Genomic DNA, 22,869 nt, shown 5'->3' on the forward strand with positions numbered 1-22,869 from the left:
TGACCGGTCCGGCACCCGTCCCAAGTCCACGTGGCGTCCCAAGTCCACGTGGCGTCCGAAGTCCACGCGGCGTCCGAAGTCCACGCGGCGTCCGAGATCCACGTGATCTCTCGATTCCTCCCGTTCGCACCCCAAACCGCCCTCGACCCAACGGCATCTCGGTTAGGGTCCCGGAGGTGGCCGAGCACATCATCCGGCTGCTGAACCGCCATCTGTCCGGCTACGAGGTCAGAACCGTCGAACGACTGGGCGAGGGACAGGACAACGCGGTGTACGAGGTCAATGGTGAGCTGGTCATACGACAGAGCAAGGCCGAGGCTCCCGATGAACGCCGTGAGGCGGTCGAGCGGGAAGCGGCGTTGCTCATGGTCGTGAGCGACCTGTCGCCGCTGCCGGTGCCGCGGCCGATGTTCGTGGACGAGGAGGCAGGCGTATTCGCGTATCGCAAGTTGCCCGGCCGTCCGCTGAAATTTCACCCGGTCAAAGAGCCCGCGTGTCTTGCGGCTCCGCTGGGCGACTTCCTGAGCCGGCTCCACACGGCACCGGTGGAGCGGATGGAGGCGTTCGTGCCGCGGGACATCTATCCGCTGAGCGAGCTCCGGGAGGAGGCCGAAGGGCACTACCGGGACATCGTCGCCCAGGTGCCGCCGACCGCCCGGCGGCAGATCGAGAAGTTCCTCGCCGCCGAGTCGCCCCCGGACCCGGACCAGGAGACCTTGACGTTCTGCCACAACGACCTGGGCAGCGAGCACCTGCTGGTGGACGTGGAGGCGAGCGCCCTGACGGGCGTCATCGACTGGACGGACGCGGCCATCGCCGATCCCGCGTACGACCTGGCGCTGGTCTTCCGGGACCTCGGACCCGAGATCTACGAGCGGACGCTGGCGCACTACGAGGGCAGCCACGACGACACGGGCCACGAGCGGGCCGTCTTCTACGCCCGGTGCGCACTGCTGGAGGACATCGCGTACGGCCTGCGCACGGGCATCAGACCGTATGCGGACGCCGGTCTGGCCCACCTCGGCCATACCTTCGCCTGAGGGCTCCTGACACCGCGCGATCGCACGGGATCGACCCGGTGACGTCGACGATCACCCCCGGGATACTGGTCGCTGATGGATGAGGTCAACGATGCGGTCAAAGTGGTCGTCGCCCATTCCGAGCGCGCGACGCTGCGCGTCGGTGACGTGTTCCTGAAGGTGGACGCCGATCGGGCGCGCATCGACGCCGAGGTCGAGGCGATGGCCCTGGTGCCGGTCCCGACCCCGGAGGTCCTGTGGCACAAGCCGCCGGTGCTCGCGCTCGCCGCGGTCCCGGGGACGGCGCTCGGCCGCCTCGGTGAGCCGTCGACCGCGTCCCCGGCGGCGTGGGCCGCGGCGGGCGCCGCCGTACGGAGGTTGCATGACGCGCCGTTGCCGCCCAGGGTCGGCCGGGCGGGCCGGGGCTCCGACGAGCTGGCGGCCGATCTCGACGTCGAGTGCGGGTGGCTCGTGACGAACGGCGTCCTGCCCGCCGACCTGGTCGCCCGCAACCGCGAGGTCGCCGAGGCCGCCTTCCGGCCGTGGACACCGGTTTTCACGCACGGCGACCTGCAGGTGGATCACGTGTTCGTCGACGGCGACGGGATCGCGGGCATCATCGACTGGTCCGAGGCGGGCCAGGGTGATGCCCTGTACGACCTGGCCACCTTGACGCTCGGACACGAGGAGCATCTCGGCGAGGTCGTCGCCGGCTACGGCACTGACGTCGACCTGGACGTGATCCGCGCGTGGTGGTCGCTGCGAAGCCTGTCGAATATTCGCTGGCTGGTCGAGCACGGCTTCGACCCGTTCGCGCCGGGCTGTGAGGTCGACGCGCTGAGATCCCGGATGTGAGCGCCGACCGGACGGCTTTCGGCACGGCCCGGCGGACCCCTTTCCCGGCAGCCACCCCTCCCCCGCGATCGTCCCTTCCCGGTGGCCGCCTGCCCCGGTGAGGTCAGCCGCTGACCAGCCGGTATCCGACTCCTCGGACGGTCTGGATCATCGTGTCGTCCACGTCGCCCAGCCGCGCGCGCAGGCGTTTGACGTGGACGGCGATGGTGTTGGTGGAGGTCCCGTCGGACGAGTGCCAGACGTGGCGCATGATCTGCTCGCGGGTGACCGTCCTGTCGGCGTTGCGCATCAGATAGTGCAGCAGCTCGAACTCGCGCAGCGGCAGGTGCACGACGCGGCCGCCGACCTTCACCTGATAGGCCGTCACGTCGAGCTCCACGTCGCCGATCGTCAGCACGGTGCGGTGGCCGTCCTGCCGGCGGAAGGCCGCCTGGACGAGCGGGAGCAGCTCGGGCACGCGGTATGGCCGGGCCACGCAGGCCGTCGCGCCCGCCTCCAGGGCCTGCAGTGCCTGCTCGGCGTCGCTCCCGAAGTCGATGCCGAGCAGGACGGGCACGGCGCGCATGAGCCGTACGGCTCGGACGAACTCGACGGGGCCGACGATGGGAAGGGAGGCGGAGACCAGCACGGCGTCGGGCCGGAGCGCACCGGCCTGCAACAGCGCCTGGGCGCCGTCCGGCACGCCGGTGACGTCGACGCCCTCGGCCTGCATCGCCGCCGAGAGCTGCCGCACCAGACCCGCGTCCGGATCGGCCACCAGGAGCATGGGCGCCGTCCGAGTGTCCCCCTCCACTGCGGGTGCCGTCACCCAGGTCCCTCCAATGCTGTCAGCCTGAAGCGGTCGTCAGCCGAAGCGGCCCGTGATGTAGTCCTCGGTCGCCTTCTCGGCCGGGTTGGTGAAGATCTTCGAGGTCTCGTCCATCTCGACGAGCTTGCCGGGCTGCCCCTGCGCGGCCAGATTGAAGAACGCGGTCTTGTCGCTGACGCGGGCGGCCTGCTGCATGTTGTGCGTCACGATCACGATCGTGTAGTCCTGCTTGAGCTGGGAGATCAGGTCCTCGATCGCCAGCGTCGAGATGGGGTCGAGCGCGGAGCACGGCTCGTCCATGAGCAGCACCTGCGGGCGTACGGCGATCGCGCGGGCGATGCACAGCCGCTGCTGCTGGCCGCCGGACAGGCCCGCGCCCGGCTTGTTCAGCCGGTCCTTGACCTCGTTCCAGAGGTTGGCGCCCTTGAGCGACTCCTCGACGATGCCCTCCAGCTCGGACCGCGAATAGCGGCCGTTGAGCCGCAGGCCCGCCGCCACGTTGTCGAAGATGGACATCGTGGGGAAGGGGTTCGGCCGCTGGAACACCATGCCGATGGTGCGGCGGACCGACACCGGGTCGACGTCCGCGCCGTACAGGTCCTGCTCCTCCAGGCGCACCTTGCCCTCGACCCGGGCGCCGGGGATGACCTCGTGCATCCGGTTGAGGGTCCGCAGGAACGTCGACTTGCCGCAGCCGGAGGGGCCGATGAAGGCCGTCACCGACCGCGGCTCGATCGTCATCGAGATGCCTTCGATCGCCTTGTGCGAGCCGTAGTACGCGTCGAGTCCCGCGACTTCGATCTGCTTGGCCATTCCTTACCTCCTCCTCGCGGGCGAACGCCACCAGGTGATGAGGCGTGCGACCAGGTTGAGCAGCATGACGATCAGGATCAGCGTGAGCGCGCCGGTCCAGGCCCGGTTGATCGCGGTGTCCGTCGGACGGCCGGCCTGATCGAAGACGTACAGCGGAAGCCCCATCTGGGGACCGTCGAACGGGTCGACGTTGATGGAGTCGGTGATGAACACGGTCAGCAGCAGCGGCGCGGTCTCGCCGGCGACGCGGGCCACGGCCAGCATGACGCCGGTCACGATCCCGGTGAAGGCCGTGGGCAGCACGACCTTGACGATGGTGCGCCACTTGGGCACGCCCAGCGCGTACGACGCCTCGCGCAGCTCCCGGGGGACCAGGCGGAGCATCTCCTCGGCCGACCTGACCACGACCGGCATCATCAGGATCGACAGGGCGAGCGCGCCGGCGAAGCCGGAGAACGGCATGCCGAGCACGAGGATCCAGAAGGCCAGGACGAAGAGTCCGGAAACGACGGAAGGGACGCCGGTCATGACGTCCACGAAGAAGCTGATCGTGCGCGAGAGCCGTCCGCCTTCGCCGTACTCGACGAGGTAGACGGCGGTGAGCAGGCCGATCGGGACCGCGATGAGCGAGGCCAGCAGGACCTGTTCGAGGGTGCCGACGATGGCGTGGTAGGCGCCGCCGCCCGCGTCGCGCGCCCCGATGTTGCGCATGGAGTGGGTGAGGAACTCCAGGTCGAAGCGGCCGATGCCGTTCTTGACGACGAGCCACAGCACCGACAGCAGCGGGATGACCGCGAGCGCGAACGCCAGGTAGACGAGCACCTGGACTAGGCGGTCCTTGGCCCGCCGGGCCGCGGAGATGGGCTGGATTCCGGTCTGTACGGTTGTCACGCTGCGGCCCTCGCGTACTCCTTGCGGCGGGCGATGACGAATCGGGCGGCCATGTTCACCAGCAGGGTGATGAGGAACAGGACGAGACCCGAGGCGATCAGCGCGCCGCGACCCACTTCGGTCGCCTCGCCGAAGCCGTTGGCGATGTTGGCGGCGATGCTGTTGCCGGTCGGGCCGAGGATCTGGAACGAGATCTTGAACGTGGCGGGGAAGATGAGCGCGACCGCGATCGTCTCGCCCATCGCGCGGCCGAGGCCGAGCATGGCGGCGCTGATGACGCCGGGCCGGCCGAACGGCAGGACCGACATCCTGATCATCTCCCAGCGCGTCGCGCCGAGCGCGAGCGCCGCCTCTTCCTGCATCTTGGGGGCCTGCAGGAAGACCTCGCGGGAGATCGCGGCGATGATCGGCAGGATCATGATCGCGAGTACGAGCGACGCCGTGAGCATGCTCTTGCCGACCGCGGTGTCACCGCCGAAGAGCGGGAACCAGCCGAGGTAGTCGTTGAGGAACTTCGACGGGCCGAGCATGAACGGCACGAGGAAGGTGACGCCCCACAGGCCGTACACCACGCTGGGGACCGCCGCGAGGAGGTCCACCACGTAGCCCAGGACGGAGGCGAGCCGCCGCGGCGCGTAGTGCGAGATGAACAACGCGACGCCCACCGCCACCGGGGTGGCGATGAGCAGCGCGAGCAGCGAGCTCAGCACGGTGCCGAAGGCGAGCGCTCCGATGCCGAAGACGGGCTGGGTGGCGTTCGGCTGCCAGGTCAGCTCGGTGAGGAAGTGGGACGTGTTCGCCTGAAGGGCGGGGACGGCCTTGACGACCAGGAACACCCCGATCGCGGCCATGATCGCCAGAAGGACGATCCCGGCCCCGGTCGAGGCGAAGCGGAACGGACCGTCACCGCGGCTGCGCCGGAAGGCGGACCGGCGCATGGCCGGCCCGCTCTTCCTGGTTCTGGTTGATGTCGCCATCTGTTAGGAGATCGCCTCGACAGCGGTGCGGACCTTCGTGAGCAGGCTCGACGGCAGCGGGGCGTAGCCGAGGCCGGTCAGCGCCTGCTGGCCCTCGTCGCTGGAGGTGTAGGTGAGGAACGACTTGACCAGCGTCGCGTCCTCGGCCGACAGGCCCTTCTCGCAGGTGATCTCGTACGTCACGAGGACGATCGGGTAGGCGCCCGCGGCCTTGGTGGCGTAGTCGATCTTGAGTTTGAGGTCGTTGCCGGTGCCCGCGATCTCGGCGGCCTCGACGGTCTTGCCCGCGCTCTCCGGCGTGAGCTCGACGTACTCGCCGGCGCCGTTGGCGACCTTGGCCTTCTGCAGCTGCGAGTTCTCGGCGAAGGACAGCTCGACGTAGCTGATCGCGCCCTCGGTGCTCTTGATGCTGGACGCGATGCCGTCCGAGCCCTTGGCGCCCTGGCCCTGCGCCTCGGCCGGCCACGCCTTGGCCGGCTCGTACGGCCAGCCGGCGTCGGCGGTGGCCTTCAGGAACTTGGTGAAGTTGTCGCTGGTGCCGGACTCGTCCGAGCGGTGGAACGCCTGGATCGGGGTCGAGGGCAGCTGGGCGTCGGGGTTGTCGGCCTTGATGGCCGGGTCGTCCCACTTGGTGATCTTGCTGTTGAAGATGCCGGCGATGGTCTTCGGCGAGAGCTGGAGACCGTCCACGCCCGGCAGGTTGTAAACGACGGCCACCGGGCCGGTCACCATCGGCAGGTTGATCGCCTTGCCGGTCTTGCAGCGGGCGTCGGCCTGGGCGGGCTCGCCCTTCTCGTCGTTCAGGGCCGAGTCGGAGCCGGCGAAGGCCACCGTGCCCTGGATGAACGCCTGGACACCGGCGCCGGAGCCGCTCGGGTTGTAGTTGATGCTGACGCCGGGGTTCGACGACTGGAAGTTCTTCTTCCACTCCGCGATGGCGTTCGCCTGGGCCGAGGAACCGGCGGCGTTGATGGTGCCCTTCAGCGTGTCGTCGCCCTGCGCGGCGGCGGCGCTGGAGGTGCCCCCCGCGGTGCTCGTGTTGTCATCGGTCCCGCATGCGGCGAGCGAGAGCACGCCGACGATAGTGGCGGCGGCGAGCCGGCCTGCATACTTCACGGTCTTCCTCCCCATGTCTTCTCAACACGAGGGACGGTAGGGAGCCAAGGTGACTTAAACCCCTGGTAAAGGTGAACGGGCAGTGAACGCCCCCGGTCGCTCTTGTGCGGCCTCGGAAGAGATAACGAGCAGGTCACGGGCGTTATGGGAGAGGATGGAGTTCATGAAGCGTGTATGTCTGGTCTGCATGGGGAACATCTGCCGATCGCCGATGGCCGAGGTCGTGCTGCGCCGTACGCTGGCCGAACGCGGGCTCGACGCGGAGGTGGACAGCGCCGGCACCGGCGGCTGGCACGCCGGGGAGCCCATGGACGAGCGGGCTCTGGCCACGCTGGCCGACCACGGCTATGACGGCTCGTCCCACCGGGCCCGCCAGTTCGACCGGGCGTGGTTCGCCGAGCGTGACCTGATCCTCGTGATGGACCACGACAACCTGCGTGCCCTGCGGCGGATCGCCCCGCCGGATGCCGACATCCGGCTGCTGCGGTCGTTCGACCCGGCCGCCCCCGAGGGCGCCGAGGTGCCCGACCCCTACTACGGCGGACGCGAGGGCTTCGTCGAGGTGCTGCGGATGGTCGAGGCCGCCTGCGAGGGGGTGGCGAAGCACCTTGAGGATCACTAGGGATCTCGGCGGCGGCCACGCCTGGACGCTGCACGAGGGCGTGCTCGACGACGGCCGCAGGGTGTTCGTCAAAAGAAGCCCGGACGCGTCCGCCGTTCTCGGCAGCGAGGCGGCGGGGCTGCACTGGCTGGCCGAGCCGGGAGCGGTCGTCGTCCCCGAGGTGATCGCCGCGGACGGCGGCACGCTGGTGCTGGAGTGGATCGACACCGCTCCCGCGACGGCCGTGGCCGCCGAACGATTCGGGCGTGAGCTGGCCGCCCTGCACGCCGCCGGGGCGGACGGCTTCGGCGCCCCCTGGCCCGGCTACATCGCCGAGCTGCCGATGGGCAACGAGCCCGCGCCCGACTGGCCGTCGTTCTACGTCTCGCGCCGCGTGCTCCCGTTCGTACGGCTCGCGCGCGACCGGGGCGCGCTGTCGGCCGCGGACGTGGAGCTGGTCGAGGAGGCGTGCGAGCGAGTGGCGGAGATCGCCGGGCCGGCCGAGCCGCCGAGCCGGATCCACGGCGACCTGTGGAGCGGAAACCTGCTGTGGTCGGCGGACGGGGTCGTGCTGGTCGACCCGGCCGCCCATGGTGGCCACCGGGAGACCGACCTCGCGATGCTGGCGTTGTTCGGGGCGCCGCACCTCAACACGATCCTCGCCGCCTATCGCGAGGCGGCGCCGCTATCGGACGGGTGGCGTGAGCGGGTGCCCCTGCATCAGCTCCACCCGCTCGCCGTCCACGTCTGCCTGTTCGGAGAGGCGTACCGCGGCAGCCTCCTCACCGCCGCGGGTGACGTCCTCGCGCTGTGACAGCCATAGGGATTTTTTCAGCCGAAGGCGGGATTTATCCATGCGGACCGGAAAAAGTTGGAGCCGGAGACGCCGCTGCTCTTGACGACCGTCATCTTGAGGCGGATTCGCGGCACTCCCGAGACCCGGGCGGTGATGCTCGCCGCGTTCGTATACGTCGCCACCTGTTGGGCGAGCACGTTGTCGGAAAGGTCGACGACGGAGAACCGTACCCTCGCGGACGTGTTGGGCGACGCCCGGTCGATTCCTGCTTTCGCGGTGAACGTGGTCGCGTTCTGCGGCACCACGTAGTCGATATATCCAGTCACGGCGCCTGATTTTTCGACGCGGCACGTTATGGCGTTGAACTGCTCGTCCGAGCCCGCGAGGGCGACCGAGCGGTCGAGCCAGTCGTTGGTGAACCCTCCGGGCGGGCCGCAGCCCTCGACGTCGACGGCGTCCGGCCGGGCCAGGGACGTCGCGGCGTTCGCTCCTGTGGCGACGTCCGTGGCGTTCACCTGCGAGGAAGGGGGCGGCGGGCTGACAGTGACCGTGGCGGTGACCGTCGCCGTGGCCGTGTGGGTCACCGCGATCCTGTCGCCGACGACGTCCCGCACTGTGTCGGGGGAGGTGATGACGGCGACCGCCACCGCCGACCCGGCGGTGATGAGCGTGCCGGCGAAGGTCAGGATGCCGCTGATCCACGCTATTTTCCGGGCGTTCGTCCGCTCCTTGTCGCCCTGGTCGTCCTGCGCTTTTCTGGGCTTGGCTGGTGCGCTCATCGTCGGTGTTCCGGCTCTATCCATTCGTGGGCTGGGAAAGGCCGCTTACGCGTCCGCTATTTCGACGCCATCCACGAGAAGCCGGTTGGCCGTACGGGTGTCACAAGAGGAACACGAATTCGCGCCGAGCCGGCCGGAATTCACCACCGTTTACATTGAAATATCCTGTTATAAAGGCATTTTTTTTGGGCAGTCCCGCCGGAACTGACATGGCGACGGCGGAACTGCCCAAAGAGGTGCGAAAGGATCCGGCAGGCCGGGAAACGGCTCAGCGGGGGGACAGGCGCTTGAGGACCTCGCCGTGGAGCAGGCCGTTGGTGCAGACGAGGTTGCCGCCGTCGAGGGGCGGGGAGCCGTCGAGCGAGGTGCAGGAGCCGCCGGCCTCCTCGACGATGATCGTGAGAGCGGCCATGTCCCAGGGGGACAGCTCGGGCTCGGCGGAGATGTCCACCGAGCCCTCGGCGACCATCATGTGCGACCAGAAGTCGCCGTAGCCACGTGTGCGCCAGCACTCCCTCGTGAGGTCGAGGAACGGGTCGAGCCGCCCGGCCTTCTCCCATTCCTCCAGGTCGGAGAAGGAGAAGGAGGCGTCGTCGAGGCGGCCGACCGAGGACACCTCGCAGCGGGTGGCCTTGCTCAGGCTCCGTCCGGTCCACGCGCCGCTCTCCTTGGCGGCCCACCAGCGGCGGCCGAGCGCCGGGGCCGAGACCACGCCCACGACGACCTTGCCATGCTCCATCAGCGCGATCAGCGTGGCCCACACGGGCACTCCGCGTACGTAGTTCTTCGTGCCGTCGATCGGATCGATGATCCAGGAGCGCATGCCATATCCGGTCATCCCGAACTCCTCGCCCACGACGGCGTCGCGGGGCCTGGCACGGCGCAGCGTGCCGCGGATCGCCTCTTCCACGGCCCGGTCGGCGTCGCTGACCGGGGTGAGGTCGGGCTTGGTGTCGACCTTGAGGTCCACGGCCTTGAAACGGCGCATCGTGATGTCGTCGGCGGCGTCCGCCAGCAGATGCGCGAGGTGCAGGTCGTCGCGGTACTCCGTCACAGGGCCAACGTATCGTGCCGCGACCTGCTGACATCAGAGGAAGAATCACTCCGAACCGTACCAACGAGTAACATCCCGGCCATGGACATCGGCGCCTTCATGCTCGACAGCGTTCCGTTCGCGCGGCTGCTCGGCATCACGTTCGACTCGATCGGCTCCGGCACGGCGGTCGCCCGCCTGGCCGACCGGGGAGACCTGCACAACCACGTGGGCGGCCCGCACGCAGGCGCCCTGTTCACGCTGGCCGAGTCCGCCTCGGGCGCGGCCATGCTGTCGGTCTTCGGCGACCAGCTCTCCCGGGCCGTGCCGCTGGCGACCGAGGCGAGGATCGGCTATCGCAAGCTCGCGATGGGCGAGGTCACCGCCGCCGCCACCCTCCGGGCCGAGCGGGAGGCGGTCGTCGCCCGGCTGGACGCGGGGGAGCGGCCCGAGTTCGAGGTGGCCGTCGAGATCCGCAACGCCGACGACGTCGTCGTGGCGGAGACGACCGTCTCCTGGACCCTGCGCCCCAACCGCACGGCCTGATCCCTCACTCGGCCAGCAGGTCGTCCGGCGCGGACCGGGCGATCCCGGCGAGCGTGCCCAGGGCGCGTGCCAGCGTCTCGGCCGGGGGCGAGGCCAGGCCGAGCCGTACGGCGTTGGGGGTGCGGTTGTCGCCGACGGCGAAGGCCGCCGCCGGTGTGACGGCGATGCCGTGCCGGGCGGCGGCGGCCACGAACGTGTCGGCCCGCCACGGCGGCGGAAGCTCCCACCAGCAGAAGTAGGACCGCGGATCCCCCCGGACGGCGAACTCGCCCAGGTGGCGCATCGCGATCTCCTGGCGGGCCTCGGCGTCCCGCCGTTTGCCCCGGCTCAGCGATTCCAGGATGCCGTCACCGGCGAGCCGCACCGCCGCCTCCAGCGCGAACCGCGGCGGCGCGGAGCCTCCCGAATGCAGCGCCGCGGTCATGGCGGGCATGACGGTCTCGGGCACGACGGCGAATCCGATGGTCAGCCCGGGCGCGAGTCGTTTGGAGAGGCTGTCGACGAGGATCGTGCGCTCGGGCGCGACTGCGGCCAGCGGGAGCGGCTCGTCCCGGAGGAACGACCAGATGCCGTCCTCGATCGCGGGCACGTCCAGCCGCGCGAGCACGCCCGCGAGCTCGGCGCGGCGCCCGACCGGCATGGTGAACGACAAGGGGTTGTGCAGCGTGGGCTGGAGGTAGACCGCGCGGAGCGGGGCCTTGCGGGCGGCGGCCTCCACCGCCTCGGGCACCAGGCCCGCCTCGTCGACCGGCAGGGGCGCGAGGGTGACCCCGAGCCGGGCGGCGATCGTCTTCACGACCGGGTAGGTGAGCTCCTCGACGCCCAGCCGCGCACCCGGCGGGACCAGCGCGGCGATGACGGCCGCGATCGCCTGGCGGCCGTTGCCGGCGAAGAGCACCCGCGCCGGGTCGGGTCGCCAGCCGGCCCGGGCGAGCAGGCCGGCGACGGCCTCGCGGGCGTGGGGAGTGCCCGCCGCGCCCACCGGCCGCATGGACTCCTCCAGCACGTCGGGGCGCAGGAGTGGCCTGATGCCGTCAGCGAGCAGGCGGGCCTGCTCGGGGATGACGGAATGGTTGAGTTCGAGGTCGATCCTGGTGCCGCTCGGCTCGGCCAGGGCGGTGCCGGGCCGCCGGGCGGAGGCGCGTACGAAGGTGCCGCGGCCGACCTCGCCGACCGTGAGGCCGCGGCGGGTCAGCTCCGCGTAGACGCGTGCCGCCGTGGAGCCGGCGATGCCGCGCCGCCGGGCGTAGTCCCGCTGCGGAGGCAGCCGGTCTCCCGGCCTGAGCCGTCCGGCCGCGATGTCCGCGGCGATCTCGTCGGCCAGCGCACGATAGTCCTCCACCACCGCGTAGTCCTCCACCACCGCCCCCTCTCCTTGCCACGGGATCCAAACACAATATTGCTCCGAGAGCAATATTGAATATTGCACTGACTATTCGGCATGAATTAGCCTGATGAGGCCGTCCGGACCGGCACGAAGAGGAGCTGAGAGGACCTGAAAGGAAAGGGCGGCGTCGTGGTCGAATCGCACGCGGTGCTGGGCGTCGTGTCCGTGGCGCTCGGAATGGTGCTTTCTCCGGGCCCGAACATGATGTATCTCGTGTCGCGGAGCATCAGCCAGGGGCGCCGCGCCGGGGTGATTTCACTGAGCGGAGTGGTCGCGGGATTCCTCGTCTATCTGACGGCGACGAATCTCGGCCTGGCCGCGCTGTTCGTCGCGGCCCCGCAGCTTCTCACGGCGATACGGCTGGCCGGAGCGGCCTACCTGATGTGGCTGGCGTGGAAGACGATCAGGCCCGGCGGCGCCTCGGTGTTCACCGTGCGCGACGTGCCGCACGACCCGCCGCCGCGGCTTTTCGCCATGGGACTGATGACGAACCTGCTCAATCCGAAGATCGCCATTCTGTACATCTCCGTGATTCCGCAGTTCGTCGATATCCGGGCGGGGAACGTGCTGGCTCAGGGCGTCGTTCTCGGCCTTTTCCAGATCGCGGTGGCCGCGACGGTGAACCTTTCGATCGTGCTGGCCGCCGGAAGCGTCGCGGGATTCCTGGGGCACCGGCCTGCGTGGCTGCGCGCCCAGCGGATCGCCATGGGCAGCATGCTCGGAGCACTCGCCGTGATGCTCGCCTTCAGCGCTTAGTCGTCGCTAGTCGTCGTCGGCGGAGCCCTCGCGGCTGGCGAGCAGCCGCCGCAGAGACTCCAGGCGTGCGGGATCCGCGTGCCCCTCCGCGACGTAGCGGTCGAGAGCGCAGTCGTCGTCGCCGAGGTGGGTGCAGCCCTTGGGGCATTCGGTCGTGGCGTCCACCAGGTCGGGGAAGGCGGCGAGCACGGTCTCCACCGAGATGTGGGCGAGCCCGAAGCTGCGCACCCCGGGGGTGTCGATGATCCAGCCGCCTCCCGGCAGCTCCAGGGCGACCGCCGAGGTGGAGGTGTGCCTGCCGCGGCCGGTCACGGCGTTCACGTGGGACACGGCCCGGCGGGCGTGCGGCACCAGCTCGTTGACCAGGGTCGACTTGCCGACCCCGGAGTGGCCGACCAGCACGCTGATCCGGTCGGCGAGCGCCTCGGCCAGGTCGTCGACCGGGCCGCCCTTGCGCACGACCACGTACGGCACGCCGAGGGGCTCGTACATCGCGACGAGGTCGTCGGCGGGGGCCAGATCGGCCTTGGTGAGACAGAGCAGCGGCTCGATGTCGGCGTCGTAGGCCGCGACGAGCATCCGGTCGATCATCCGGGGGCGCGGCGGGGGATCGGCGAGCGCGGTGACGATGACCAGCTGGTCGGCGTTGGCGACGATGGGGCGCTCGATGTCGTCCACGTCGTCGGCGCTGCGGCGCAGCATCGAGGTGCGCTCCTCCACGCGGACGATGCGCGCCAGCGTGTCGGGCTGCCCGGTCACGTCGCCCACCAGCGCCACGCGGTCGCCCACCACGATGCCCTTGCGGCCGAGTTCACGTGCCTTCATGGCCACGACGAGGGTGCGCTCGCCCCGCCGCTTCTTCGGCGTCGTGGCGCGGGGGACGCCCTCGCCGACCAGGCAGGTGTAACGCCCGCGGTCGACGGCCACCACGAAGCCCTCGACGGCCTCGCTGTGGGCAGGCCGGATCCGGGTCCGCGGCCGTGAGCCCTTGCCCGGCCGGACCCTGACGTCGTCCTCGTCGTATTGCCGCTTTCTCAGTGCCCGCGCCCCGATCGCCCGGCAGGCATCGGCCCGCGGTTCATGCCGTCTCCTCGCCCGGTGCGCCGCCCAGCATCGTGGCCCACATGCGGGGGAACTCGGGCAGTGTCTTGGCCGTCGTCGCGATGTCCTCGACCTCGACGCCCGGCACGACCAGGCCGATGACCGCGCCCGCCGTGGCCATGCGGTGGTCGGCGTAGGAGTGGAAGACGCCGCCGCTCAGCGGCCGGGGGTGGATCTCCAGGCCGTCGTCGGTCTCCCGGGCGTCGCCGCCCAGCCGGTTGATCTCCGTGGCGAGGGCGGTGATCCGGTCGGTCTCGTGCCCCCGGATGTGCGCCACACCGCGGATGCGGGACGGGCCGTCGGCCAGGGCGGCGAGCGCGGCGATCGTGGGGGTGAGCTCGCTGACGTCGTGCAGGTCGGCGTCGATGCCGTGCACCCCGCCCTCGCCGGTGACCCGCAGGCCCTCCGGCACCCGCTCGACCCGTGCGCCCATCTCGGCGAGCAGCCCGCGAAGCGCGTCGCCGCCCTGCGTCGTCTCCTCCGGCCAGTCGGGCACGACGACCGAGCCGCCGGTGACCAGGGCCGCCGCGAGGAAGGGAGCGGCGTTCGACAGGTCGGGCTCGACCGTGACGTCCCTGGCTCGGATCGGGCCGGGCTGCACCCGCCACACGTCGCGCTCGGAGTCGTCCACCTCGACCCCGGCCTGACGCAGCATCTGCACGGTCATCTCGATGTGCGGCATCGACGGGACGGGCGGGCCGTCGTGCCGCACCGTCACGCCCTTCTCGAAGCGCGCGGCGGCCAGCAGCAGGCCGCTGACCATCTGCGAGGAGGACGACGCGTCGAGGGTGACCTCGCCGCCGGGGATCGGCCCGCGGATCGTGAACGGCAGCGCGTCGTTGTCCACCGACGCGCCGAGCGCGCGCAGCGCGCCCAGGATCGGGCCCATCGGCCGCTTGCGCGCGTGCTCGTCGCCGTCGAAGAAGACCGGCCCGTCGGCCAGCGCGGCGACCGGGGGCACGAACCGCATCACGGTCCCGGCCAGCCCGACGTCCACCGATGCCCCGCCGCGTACGGGATGTGGGGTCACCGACCAGTCCACGCTGTCGGCGCTCTCGTTGGACGGCGTCATCTCGGCGCCGAGCGAGCGCAGCGCGGCCGCCATCAGGTCGGCGTCGCGGCTGCGCAGCGCGAGCCGTACGGTGCCGGGGGCGTCGGCCAGCGCGGCGAGCAGCAGCGCCCGGTTTGTCACCGACTTCGAGCCGGGCAGGCGGACCGTCGCACGGACCGGCTCGGCGGCCACCGGAGCGGGCCAGAGCGGCGCGGCGGCGTTCTGGTGGACGGCGTGCGGCTCGGCGCCGCCGGACGCGGACTGCGGAGAGGCCATGCCGCAAGCTTAGTCGCGCACGCTCCTCCGCACTGTCGCGAGAGCGCGGGCGGCCCGCCCGAGTGGCAGTCTTGGGAGCATGTGCGGGAGGTACGCGTCTGCGCGCAAGAAGCAGGAGTTGCTGGAGGAGTTCCAGGTCGAGCTGGACGGGGTGCCCGACCAGGTGCCCGGCGGCGAGCTGCGGCCCGACTACAACGTCGCGCCCACGAAGAACGTGTACGCGGTCATGAGCCGGGTGCCGAAGGACGACGGCGGCGAGCGCCCGGGCGACGAGCCGGTCAGGCAGCTCCGGGTGGTCCGGTGGGGGCTCGTGCCGAGCTGGGCCAAGGACCCGTCCGTGGGCGCGCGGATGATCAACGCCAGGGTGGAGACCGTGGCGGAGAAGCCGTCCTACCGCAGGGCGCTGAAGTCGCGGCGCTGCCTGATCCCGGCGGACGGCTACTACGAGTGGATGCCGCTGGAAGGGAAGAAGAAGCAGCCGTTCTTCATCCACCCCGCCGACGGCGGCGTGCTCGCGATGGCCGGCCTGTACGAGTTCTGGAAGGACCCCACCCGGCCGGACGACGACCCGCTGAAGTGGCTGTGCACCTGCACGGTGATCACCACCACGGCGACGGACAAGCTGGGCCGCATCCACGACCGGATGCCGATGATGGTCGAGCGCGACCGCTGGACGGAGTGGCTCGACCCGCGCGTGACCGACCCCACCGGCCTGCTCGTCCCGGCCGGCCCGGACCGGCTGGAGGCGTACGCCGTCTCCGACGCCGTGAACAGCGTCCGCCACAACGGTCCCGAGCTGATCGAGCCCCTCGAAGGCGACGACGTCCCGCGCCTGTTCTGACGTACGACCCCTACCCGCGCCGGCGGACGGTGGGCAGGTCAGGGGTGTAAGCGGCGCGCGAAGTGGGCATCCGTTCGAGAAAGCGGCCGCACGGAAGGTGATCGGCCGCGGACCTTCCAGGAGACCGGGGGCTCCTGGACGGGTGACTCCCCCACTCCCGGAGGTGCGGATTCGTGGACGTCGCGACCGCGCGTATGCGCCTGGAAAGCATGCTCGCCGAGCTCGACCGGTCGATCAGCGTGCTGCGTGGGGATCCGGCCGCCGGACACGACAGATCGCTCGCCGACGCGGGAGCCGACCTCACCGACGCCGACCGGACCCGGGCCATGCTCGACGCCGCCTCCCGGCAGCGTACGGCCGTGCTGGCCGCGCTGCGCAGGCTGGACGACGGCGGCTACGGCCGCTGCGTCGACTGCGGCACGCTCGTGCCCGAGGGCAGGCTGGAGGCCCGCCCCGAGGCGGCCCGCTGCGTGCAGTGCCAGTCGCGGGCCGAGCGCCGCCGGTGACCGGCCGGCGCCTGCCCGAACACGGCCAGGACAACGCCCGGACGCTCTCCCGGACACCCGCCCGGGCGGGCGTCCGGGAAAGCGTTCACAGGGGCTTGCGGGCGCTGGCCACCAGGTGGATGCCGACGGTGTCGTCGCCGTCGGCCTGGGTCTCCAGCTCGGTGCGGACCAGCCAGGACAGCGACTTGCTCTCGCCGCTCAGCACGTGGTCGACGGTGGAGGGGGACAGCACGGTGCGCGGGCGCACCCACTCCACCTCCAGGCCGGCGCCGGTGATCAGCTCGCGGATCTGCTGGCTGGTGAAGCATCGGGTGATGCTGCCGTCGGGCCAGGGGATGAGCATGACCTCGCCCGTCTGGCACAGGTGCGCCCAGTAGTTCTGCTCGGCCAGGATCGCCATGCCGAGGACCAGTGAGTCGACGCACAGCAGCGCGCGCCCGCCGGGCCGCAGCACCCGGGCCACGTCCTCGATGACGGACTCGGCCATGATCTCGACCGACAGCGCGCGCTCCTCGGCGATCACGCCGTCCACGCTGCCGTCGGGCAGGAAGCCCAGGTTGTCGGCGCGCACCTTCTGTATTCGCTCGGAGGCGTCACGCAACCACGGTTCCGCCGGCCTGCGGAAGTCCATGACCTCGATCACCCGGTGTCCGCCGCGCGCGGCCTGGGCCGGCCACCGCCCCCGTCCGCCGGACAGATCCAGCAGCAGAGACGGACGGCCGGGCAACCACTGGCGCAGCTGTTCGGCGACCACCGCGTGATAAAAGGTCCAGTACGGTCCGAGCGTGCCCGAGCCGTTGAGTTCGTTGGCCGGTATAGGCAGCACGAGCGACTCCTGGACTCTGGCTGCCCCGCGCATGGGCGTGCGGCAGCGAAACTCGGTTTCCGGGCTACCAAGCCGGTGCTTACTTTTTTCCCCGCACCGGGTCGTTCGTCACCTCAATCTGCACCGGGAACAGACTCTACGCCCGCCCTGTTGCAGTTGTGCATGAAGACGTTGGTGCTGCCAGAAGGCCTCGACGGGCTCGACGTTGCCGGGCCGGTATCCTCGGCTGGGTACGGTGTCCTGAAGGGGGTGGGTCCGGTCTCCAAGACAGCCGAGGAGACTCTGGAGCAGCGCAGTGAGCGGTTCGAGCGCGACGTCATGCCGTTTCTCGATCAGCTCTACTCGGCCGCGCTCCGGATGACCCGAAACGCAGCGGATGCGGAGGATCTTCTCCAGGAGACCTTCGCCAAGGCGTTCGCCTCCTTCCACCAGTTCCAGGAGGGGACGAACCTCAAGGCCTGGCTCTACCGCATCCTCACCAACACGTTCATCAACAGCTACCGGAAGAAGCAGCGGGAGCCCAAGCAGGCGGGCACCGAGGAGATCGAGGACTGGCAGCTCGCGCGGGCGGAGTCGCACACGTCGAGCGGGCTGAAGTCGGCCGAGATCGAGGCGCTGGAGCACCTTCCCGACAGTGACGTGAAGGACGCTCTCGCCGCGCTCCCCGAGGAGTTCCGCATCGCCGTCTATTTGGCGGACGTCGAGGGCTTCCCGTACAAGGAGATCGCCGACATCATGGGCACGCCCATCGGGACCGTGATGTCGCGCCTTCACCGTGGCCGCCGGCAGCTGCGCAACCAGCTTGAGGACTACGCGCGCGAGCGCGGCCTCGTGCGGTCGGACTCCCGCGGCGCGGGTCTCGGCGGGACGCTTGGCGAGGAGGAGCGATGAGCTGCGGGAAACACCACGACACCCCGTGTAGCGAGGTGCTCGACCGGGTGTACACCTACCTGGACGGTGAGCTGGACAGCGACCGCATCGCCAAGATCAGGCAGCATCTCGACGAGTGCTCTCCCTGCCTGGAGGAGTACGGGCTCGAGGAGGCCGTCAAGCGGCTCGTCGCCAAGCACTGCGGGTGCGACCCCGTCCCGCACGACCTGCGCAGCAAGGTGCTCACCCGGATCGAGCAGGTACGCGCCCAGATGGCGGAGTAGTCCAGGACCGGTCCGGGGCTCGTCCGCCGGTTGTGGGAGGCTGAGGCCGCGCGTCTTCGCGCCGTGCCCTGCCGCCGCCGGGCGTGCCTCCACCGTGGGGGCGTGACCGGGCCGTGCCGGGGCAATGCTCGTTAGGATCTTCCGTTACAGCCGGGGGAAGGACGGGGACATGCGGGCACTGGTCACGGGCGGGGCGGGGTTCATCGGTTCCACCCTCGTCGATCGGCTGTTGGCGGACGGCCACGAGGTCGCGGTGGTGGACGACCTGTCGTCCGGCAACGTGCGCAACCCCGACGCCCCCCTGCACGTCATGGACGTGCGCGACCCCGCGCTCGCCGAGCTCGCGGAGCGCTGGCGGCCGGAGGTCGTCTGTCACCTCGCCGCGCAGATCAGCGTGCGCAGGAGCGTGGCCGACCCGGTGACCGACGCCAGGGTCAACATCGAGGGCACGGTGAACGTCCTGGAGGCCGCCCGCCGCGCCGGCGCTCGCAAGATCGTCTACGCCTCCTCCGTCGCCGTCTACGGCAGGCCGGCCGTGATCCCGGTGCCCGGCGACGCCCACACCGATCCCCGCTCGCCGTACGCCGCCTCCAAGCTCGGCGGTGAGCTGTACCTCGCCACCTATCGGGCGCTGTACGGGCTCGAATACACCACGCTCGTGCTGTCGAACGTCTACGGGCCGCGCCAGTCGCCCGAGGGCGAGGCCGGGGTGGTCGCCATCTTCACCGACGCCCTGCTCGCGGGAAAGCCGACGGTCGTGTTCGGCGACGGCTCCCAGACGCGCGACTACGTCTTCGTGGAGGACGTGGTGGACGGCTTCGCCCGCGCCTGCGGGCCCCGGGGCGACGGGCGCCGGGTCAACCTCGGCACCGGCGTCCAGACCACCGACCGCGAGTTGCACCGCCTGATCGCCGCGGCGGCCGGTGCGCCCGACGAGCCGGGCTTCGAGCCGCCTCGCCTGGGCGACCTGCCCGCGATGGCCGTCGATCCCGCTCCGGCGTACGAGGCCCTCGGCTGGCGTCCCCGGCACGACCTGCCCACGGGCCTCAAGGCCACCGTCGAATGGGCCCGCCAGGCGCTCGTCTGACCGGCTTCGGCCACCACCGGCGGTGAACCGGCCGGGCATGACGGGACGTCTGATCCGTATGCGTGTGCGTTCGATCTTCATGGCCGCCGCCCTGTGCGCGGGAGCCGTACTGGCCGGGTGCGCTCCGGAGCCGAAGGCGGTGCCCGACGCGTGCCTGCAGCGCTGGGGCGGGGAGGGCATCGGCGGCTGGGTGCCGGACGCCGTGGACGTCGACGGCGCGGACGAGTCGCTGGTGCCCGGCGCGCCGGTTCGCGCGCTGATCTGCGCCTATCCCGGCGTCAACACCGACCCGGGCGGCGAACGGCTCGGCGGGTCGCGGACGCTGACGGACCAGGCGGCGGTGATGGCCCGCGACCTCGCGTACCTGCCGGTGACCACCGGCAGGGCCGATGGTGTGTGCACGCAGATGGGCGGGCCGATGACGAACTACCTGGTCCGGTTCGCGTACGCCGACGGCTCGGCGCTGTGGGTGGGCAGCGCCGAGGAGGCGAACTCCTGCGTCACGACGACGAACGGCACGGTCCGGACCCGCTCGTACGTCGGGAAGGCCCTGACCACCGCCTACCGGGAGGGCACGTGGCGGATGCGGCGTCCATAGGCTGATGGCCCGGTTGACCCCCTGAAACAGCACCGACATACCGGTGCAATTGCACGCGGTGTGATGGCTTGGTTACGGTTTGGCTGCGATGGTCGCGACATCCCGGAGTGGCGGTCGGCCCTTCTGTAGCCTGAGTGCGACATCGACGTGGAGGCGGCGCAATGCTTGGGAAGACCGTCGTCAGGCTGATAGTGGCGCTGGCGCTGCTCACTCCGGTGGTGGCTCTGGCCGGTCTCGCGGCCGGCACCCCGGGGATCTCCTGGACGTAGTCACTGCCCGTGGGCCGGTCCGGCAGGACCGGCCCACGGGTCCGAACCGCAGTCAAGGTGGCCGCCATGCGGGAACTGCCGTGGCCCGCCAGGGTCTACTTCGTCGCACTCGTCGGAACCGCGGGTCTGGTGATCACGCGCGGTCTCCTCTCGCATCACGGGCTCGTGGCGGAGGACTGGTCGGCGCTTCTCGTTCTGGCGCTGCTCTTCCTGCTCTGCGAGTCGGTGCCGACGCTGCTCAACGTGCCGAACGTCGCGATGTCGGTGAGCTTCTCCGCCGCGCTGGCCGCCGTGGTGCTGGTCGGCCCGGTGGGCGCGGCGCTGGTGGGGCTGGCCGCCGTCGTGAGCGTGCGCCCCGGCCTGCCGATGGTGAAACGGCTGTTCAACGGCGCGCAGTACGCCCTGTGCGGGTACGCCGCCGGGTGGGCTTACGAGAGCGCGGGGGGACGGGCCGCGCTGCCCGAGCCTTCCGACTTCCCGGGCATCCTCGTGCCGTACGCCGCGGCGGCGATGGTCTTCGTGGCCGTCAACTTCGCACTGACCGCGGTCATTTTGCGGCTGGCGTCGGGGGTGCACAGAGACCAGGTGTCGTTCCGCGCGACGGTGCAGTTCCTTGGCTCCTACGTCGGCTTCGCCACCTTCGGCCTGCTGATCGCGGCCCTGTGGTCGACGGTGCAGTCGATCTCGGCCGTGCTCGTGCTGCTGCCGCTGTTCGTGGCCCGGTGGGCGCTGGGGCACTACCACGCCGAGCAGCGGGCGTACGACGCGACCATCGCGGCGCTGTGCCAGGCGGTGGAGACCAAGGACTACTACACGCGCGGGCACTGCACGCGGGTCTCCGCGGCGTCGTCCATGATCGCCGAGGAGATCGGGATGGGCACCGAGCGGCTGCGCGCGATCCGATACGCGGGCATGCTCCACGACGTGGGCAAACTCGGCGTGCCGACCAAGGTGCTGCAGAAGGACGGCCGCCTGACCGAGGAGGAGTACGCCGCGATCCAGCTTCACCCGATGCGCGGGCTGGAGATCGTGCGGGGCATCGACTTCCTCGACGAGGCGTTCGCCGGGATCATGCACCACCATGAACGACATGACGGCAAGGGCTATCCGATGGGCCTGGCCGGCTCGGAGATCCCCGAGTTCGCCCGGATCATCGCGGTGGCCGACGCGTTCGACTCCATGACCTCCGACCGCTCCTATCGCAAGGCCAAGTCGATCGAGTTCGCGGTGGCGGAGCTGCGCAAGAACGCCGGGACCCAGTTCGACCCCGACATGGTGTGCGCGTTCGTCAAGGCGCTCGACCGGCACGGCTGGGACCTGGCGCAGCCGGTGCCCGCACCCATGGACGACACCGCCGTGGAGACCACCGTGAAGGACCACGACGACCCGACGACGCCCATCCAGGTGGTGTCGGAGCGGTGAGAGAGCGTCGGCTGACGGCCAGGCCGGTGGGGCTCGACTCCGGCCAGCTCCTGCTCATCTGCGCCGCCGGGATGCTGACCGTGGCCGGGATCGCCCACACCGCCGCGGTGGGCCTGACCGACGCGCGGGTCGCCATCGGCTTCGGCGCGCTCATCGCGGCCGGAGAGCTGGCCCGGCTCACGATGCCGGGCAACCGCGAGGTCGCCCCGATCTCCACCGCCGCCTCCCTCGGATACGCCCTGCTGCTCGACGTCGGCGGCCGGCCGGCGAACCACTCGGCCCTGCAGGTCGTGGCGGTGATGGCGGTCGGCATGATCGCGGGCGGGCTGCCGCATCTGGCGGTCGGCAGGCCGCCGCGTCTCGACGCGATGGCCCGGCGGCTGCTCGCCGGGTCGTTGCTCGCCTTCGCCTACCGGCCGCTCAGCGGCCCGCTGGGGGAGCTCGCGCGGGACACCGACCGGCACGGCAACTGGTGGCCTGCGCTCGGCGTGATGGCCGTGCTCGTCACGGTCATGCTCGCGGCCGACGTGGTGATCGCGGCCATGCTCCGTGCCGACCAGGTCAGGACCGCGTTCGGCGTGGCCGTACGGGACGAGATCAGGATGGGCGCGCCGCTCGGCGCCGCCGTCGCGGCCTCGGGCATCCTGCTCGCGCTCGCCTCGCACAGCATGGACATGACCGCGCTGCCCGCGTTCGCCGCGCCGCTCCTCGTCACGCAGGTGGCGTTCCGCAAGTACGCCGGCATCCGGGCGACCTACCTGCAGACCGTGCGCGCGCTGAGCCGGGTCACCGAGGTCGGCGGCTATGTCGAGCCGGGCCACTCGCGCCGCGTCAGCCAGCTTTCCGTGGCCATCGGCCGGGAGCTGGGCATGGCCGAGCCGCAGTTGCTGGAGCTGGAATACGCCGCGCTCATGCACGACATCGGCCAGTTGTCGCTGCGCGACCCCATCCCCGGAGGCGCGACCGTGCTGGCCGACCCCGCGCAGGCGCGGCAGATCGCCGAGCTGGGCGCCGAGGTGATCAGGAAGACCGGCGTCCTCCACAGCGTCGCGGAGATCGTCAGGCGGCAGTGCGAGACCCTCGGCGAGTCGCCGCCCATCGCCAGCCGCATCATCAAGGCCGCCAACGCGTACGACGACCTCGTGGGCGGATCGACCGACAGGGACCGCGCGGCGGCGGCGCTGGAGCGGCTGCGCCTCGACGGGGGAACGGCCTACGACCCCGGCGTGGTGGAGGCGATGGCGCGCGTCGTCGACCGGCTCGTGCTCGTCACACGCTTGTAGCAGACGTAGCATCGGAACGTCTCCAACGGCACGCCGGGCCCGTCGTTGTTGTGGCGACCCTACAGATTCGGCCCCCGC

General features: G+C 70.8%; 25 protein-coding genes. 14 read left to right on the top strand and 11 right to left on the bottom strand.

The features are described 5' to 3' along the window. Window positions 1-176 precede the first annotated feature (176 nt). The gene (locus HCK04_RS32660) at window positions 177-1,040 is read left to right on the top strand and encodes a phosphotransferase (RefSeq protein WP_168066459.1); all 864 of its coding nucleotides are present in this window, start codon (window positions 177-179) and stop codon (window positions 1,038-1,040) included. A gap of 75 nt (window positions 1,041-1,115) precedes the next feature. Continuing rightward, on the top strand, window positions 1,116-1,874 hold the full coding sequence (locus HCK04_RS32665; protein WP_142651230.1) for an aminoglycoside phosphotransferase family protein: 759 nt from the start codon (window positions 1,116-1,118) through the stop codon (window positions 1,872-1,874). Window positions 1,875-1,977: 103 nt separating this feature from the next. Here the strand turns inward: HCK04_RS32665 and HCK04_RS32670 are convergent, their stop codons facing one another. Genes HCK04_RS32670 through pstS form a run of 5 tightly spaced genes read right to left on the bottom strand, consistent with a single transcriptional unit; the run spans window position 1,978 to window position 6,479 of the window. Next, on the bottom strand, window positions 1,978-2,682 hold the full coding sequence (locus HCK04_RS32670; RefSeq protein WP_260617496.1) for a response regulator transcription factor: 705 nt from the start codon (window positions 2,680-2,682) through the stop codon (window positions 1,978-1,980). A gap of 36 nt (window positions 2,683-2,718) precedes the next feature. After that, complete coding sequence (pstB, locus tag HCK04_RS32675; protein ID WP_142651231.1) at window positions 2,719-3,495, bottom strand: phosphate ABC transporter ATP-binding protein PstB; 777 nt, start codon at window positions 3,493-3,495, stop codon at window positions 2,719-2,721. A 3-nt stretch (window positions 3,496-3,498) separates the two neighbouring features. Then, on the bottom strand, window positions 3,499-4,386 hold the full coding sequence (gene pstA / locus HCK04_RS32680) for a phosphate ABC transporter permease PstA (RefSeq protein WP_142651232.1): 888 nt from the start codon (window positions 4,384-4,386) through the stop codon (window positions 3,499-3,501). After that, window positions 4,383-5,363, bottom strand: coding sequence for a phosphate ABC transporter permease subunit PstC (gene pstC, locus HCK04_RS32685; RefSeq protein ID WP_142651233.1), 981 nt, complete (start codon window positions 5,361-5,363; stop codon window positions 4,383-4,385). Before pstC ends, pstA begins: the two co-directional genes overlap by 4 nt. A gap of 3 nt (window positions 5,364-5,366) precedes the next feature. Next, window positions 5,367-6,479: a phosphate ABC transporter substrate-binding protein PstS gene (gene pstS / locus HCK04_RS32690; RefSeq protein WP_221890007.1), complete on the bottom strand. Its 1,113-nt coding sequence runs from the start codon at window positions 6,477-6,479 to the stop codon at window positions 5,367-5,369. Between the two features lie 163 nt (window positions 6,480-6,642). Between pstS and HCK04_RS42980 the strand changes: the two genes are divergently transcribed. Both HCK04_RS42980 and HCK04_RS32700 read left to right on the top strand, forming a co-directional pair. Next, on the top strand, window positions 6,643-7,101 hold the full coding sequence (locus HCK04_RS42980) for a low molecular weight protein-tyrosine-phosphatase (protein ID WP_142651235.1): 459 nt from the start codon (window positions 6,643-6,645) through the stop codon (window positions 7,099-7,101). Further along, window positions 7,088-7,894, top strand: a complete 807-nt coding sequence (locus HCK04_RS32700) for a fructosamine kinase family protein (RefSeq protein ID WP_142651236.1) — start codon at window positions 7,088-7,090, stop codon at window positions 7,892-7,894. The genes HCK04_RS42980 and HCK04_RS32700 overlap by 14 nt, the downstream gene beginning before the upstream one ends. 17 nt (window positions 7,895-7,911) lie before the next feature. Here HCK04_RS32700 and HCK04_RS32705 read toward each other — a convergent pair whose 3' ends face one another. Both HCK04_RS32705 and hisN read right to left on the bottom strand, forming a co-directional pair. Next, on the bottom strand, window positions 7,912-8,655 hold the full coding sequence (locus tag HCK04_RS32705) for an NPCBM/NEW2 domain-containing protein (protein WP_168066461.1): 744 nt from the start codon (window positions 8,653-8,655) through the stop codon (window positions 7,912-7,914). A 268-nt stretch (window positions 8,656-8,923) separates the two neighbouring features. Next, window positions 8,924-9,709 (bottom strand): histidinol-phosphatase, encoded by a 786-nt coding sequence (gene hisN, locus HCK04_RS32710; protein WP_142651238.1) that lies wholly within the window; start codon window positions 9,707-9,709, stop codon window positions 8,924-8,926. 81 nt (window positions 9,710-9,790) lie between these two features. Here hisN and HCK04_RS32715 point away from each other — a divergent pair, with 81 nt between their 5' ends. Beyond that, complete coding sequence (locus HCK04_RS32715; protein WP_142651239.1) at window positions 9,791-10,234, top strand: DUF4442 domain-containing protein; 444 nt, start codon at window positions 9,791-9,793, stop codon at window positions 10,232-10,234. Window positions 10,235-10,238: 4 nt separating this feature from the next. Here HCK04_RS32715 and HCK04_RS32720 read toward each other — a convergent pair whose 3' ends face one another. Continuing rightward, a complete protein-coding gene (locus HCK04_RS32720; protein WP_260617497.1) occupies window positions 10,239-11,597 on the bottom strand; it encodes a PLP-dependent aminotransferase family protein in 1,359 nt (452 codons plus the stop codon). Between the two features lie 153 nt (window positions 11,598-11,750). Here HCK04_RS32720 and HCK04_RS32725 point away from each other — a divergent pair, with 153 nt between their 5' ends. Continuing rightward, window positions 11,751-12,377: a LysE family translocator gene (locus HCK04_RS32725; protein WP_142651240.1), complete on the top strand. Its 627-nt coding sequence runs from the start codon at window positions 11,751-11,753 to the stop codon at window positions 12,375-12,377. A gap of 6 nt (window positions 12,378-12,383) precedes the next feature. Here the strand turns inward: HCK04_RS32725 and rsgA are convergent, their stop codons facing one another. Next, entirely contained in the window at window positions 12,384-13,415 is a 1,032-nt protein-coding gene (gene rsgA / locus HCK04_RS32730) for a ribosome small subunit-dependent GTPase A (RefSeq protein ID WP_142651241.1), read from the bottom strand. Window positions 13,416-13,455: 40 nt separating this feature from the next. Continuing rightward, window positions 13,456-14,805 carry a 3-phosphoshikimate 1-carboxyvinyltransferase gene (gene aroA / locus HCK04_RS32735; RefSeq protein WP_142651242.1) on the bottom strand — a complete coding sequence of 450 codons (1,350 nt, stop codon included), beginning with the start codon at window positions 14,803-14,805 and terminating at the stop codon, window positions 13,456-13,458. Between the two features lie 79 nt (window positions 14,806-14,884). Between aroA and HCK04_RS32740 the strand changes: the two genes are divergently transcribed. Then, complete coding sequence (locus HCK04_RS32740; RefSeq protein ID WP_142651243.1) at window positions 14,885-15,646, top strand: SOS response-associated peptidase; 762 nt, start codon at window positions 14,885-14,887, stop codon at window positions 15,644-15,646. 173 nt (window positions 15,647-15,819) lie between these two features. Next, the gene (locus HCK04_RS32745; RefSeq protein ID WP_142651244.1) at window positions 15,820-16,152 is read left to right on the top strand and encodes a TraR/DksA family transcriptional regulator; all 333 of its coding nucleotides are present in this window, start codon (window positions 15,820-15,822) and stop codon (window positions 16,150-16,152) included. 85 nt (window positions 16,153-16,237) lie between these two features. Here the strand turns inward: HCK04_RS32745 and HCK04_RS32750 are convergent, their stop codons facing one another. Next, entirely contained in the window at window positions 16,238-16,978 is a 741-nt protein-coding gene (locus HCK04_RS32750; RefSeq protein ID WP_142651245.1) for a methyltransferase domain-containing protein, read from the bottom strand. Between the two features lie 249 nt (window positions 16,979-17,227). On the opposite strand from HCK04_RS32750, the gene HCK04_RS32755 reads away from it, so the two are divergent. The 6 genes from HCK04_RS32755 to HCK04_RS32780 all read left to right on the top strand — a co-directional run bounded on the left by HCK04_RS32755 (window position 17,228) and on the right by HCK04_RS32780 (window position 22,791). Continuing rightward, window positions 17,228-17,869: a sigma-70 family RNA polymerase sigma factor gene (locus HCK04_RS32755; protein WP_079316278.1), complete on the top strand. Its 642-nt coding sequence runs from the start codon at window positions 17,228-17,230 to the stop codon at window positions 17,867-17,869. After that, window positions 17,866-18,132 (top strand): mycothiol system anti-sigma-R factor, encoded by a 267-nt coding sequence (gene rsrA / locus HCK04_RS32760; protein WP_142651246.1) that lies wholly within the window; start codon window positions 17,866-17,868, stop codon window positions 18,130-18,132. Before HCK04_RS32755 ends, rsrA begins: the two co-directional genes overlap by 4 nt. Window positions 18,133-18,301: 169 nt before the next feature. Beyond that, window positions 18,302-19,219, top strand: coding sequence for an NAD-dependent epimerase/dehydratase family protein (locus HCK04_RS32765; protein WP_142651247.1), 918 nt, complete (start codon window positions 18,302-18,304; stop codon window positions 19,217-19,219). Window positions 19,220-19,283: 64 nt separating this feature from the next. Beyond that, window positions 19,284-19,817, top strand: coding sequence for a hypothetical protein (locus HCK04_RS32770; protein ID WP_168066463.1), 534 nt, complete (start codon window positions 19,284-19,286; stop codon window positions 19,815-19,817). 335 nt (window positions 19,818-20,152) lie between these two features. Beyond that, complete coding sequence (locus HCK04_RS32775; protein WP_142651248.1) at window positions 20,153-21,508, top strand: HD-GYP domain-containing protein; 1,356 nt, start codon at window positions 20,153-20,155, stop codon at window positions 21,506-21,508. Beyond that, window positions 21,505-22,791: an HD domain-containing phosphohydrolase gene (locus tag HCK04_RS32780; RefSeq protein ID WP_260617498.1), complete on the top strand. Its 1,287-nt coding sequence runs from the start codon at window positions 21,505-21,507 to the stop codon at window positions 22,789-22,791. Before HCK04_RS32775 ends, HCK04_RS32780 begins: the two co-directional genes overlap by 4 nt. The last annotated feature ends 78 nt before the right edge of the window (window positions 22,792-22,869 follow it).

Origin of the sequence: Microbispora sp. CL1-1 (genome assembly GCF_012034195.1) — a bacterium.
Lineage (GTDB): Bacteria > Actinomycetota > Actinomycetes > Streptosporangiales > Streptosporangiaceae > Microbispora.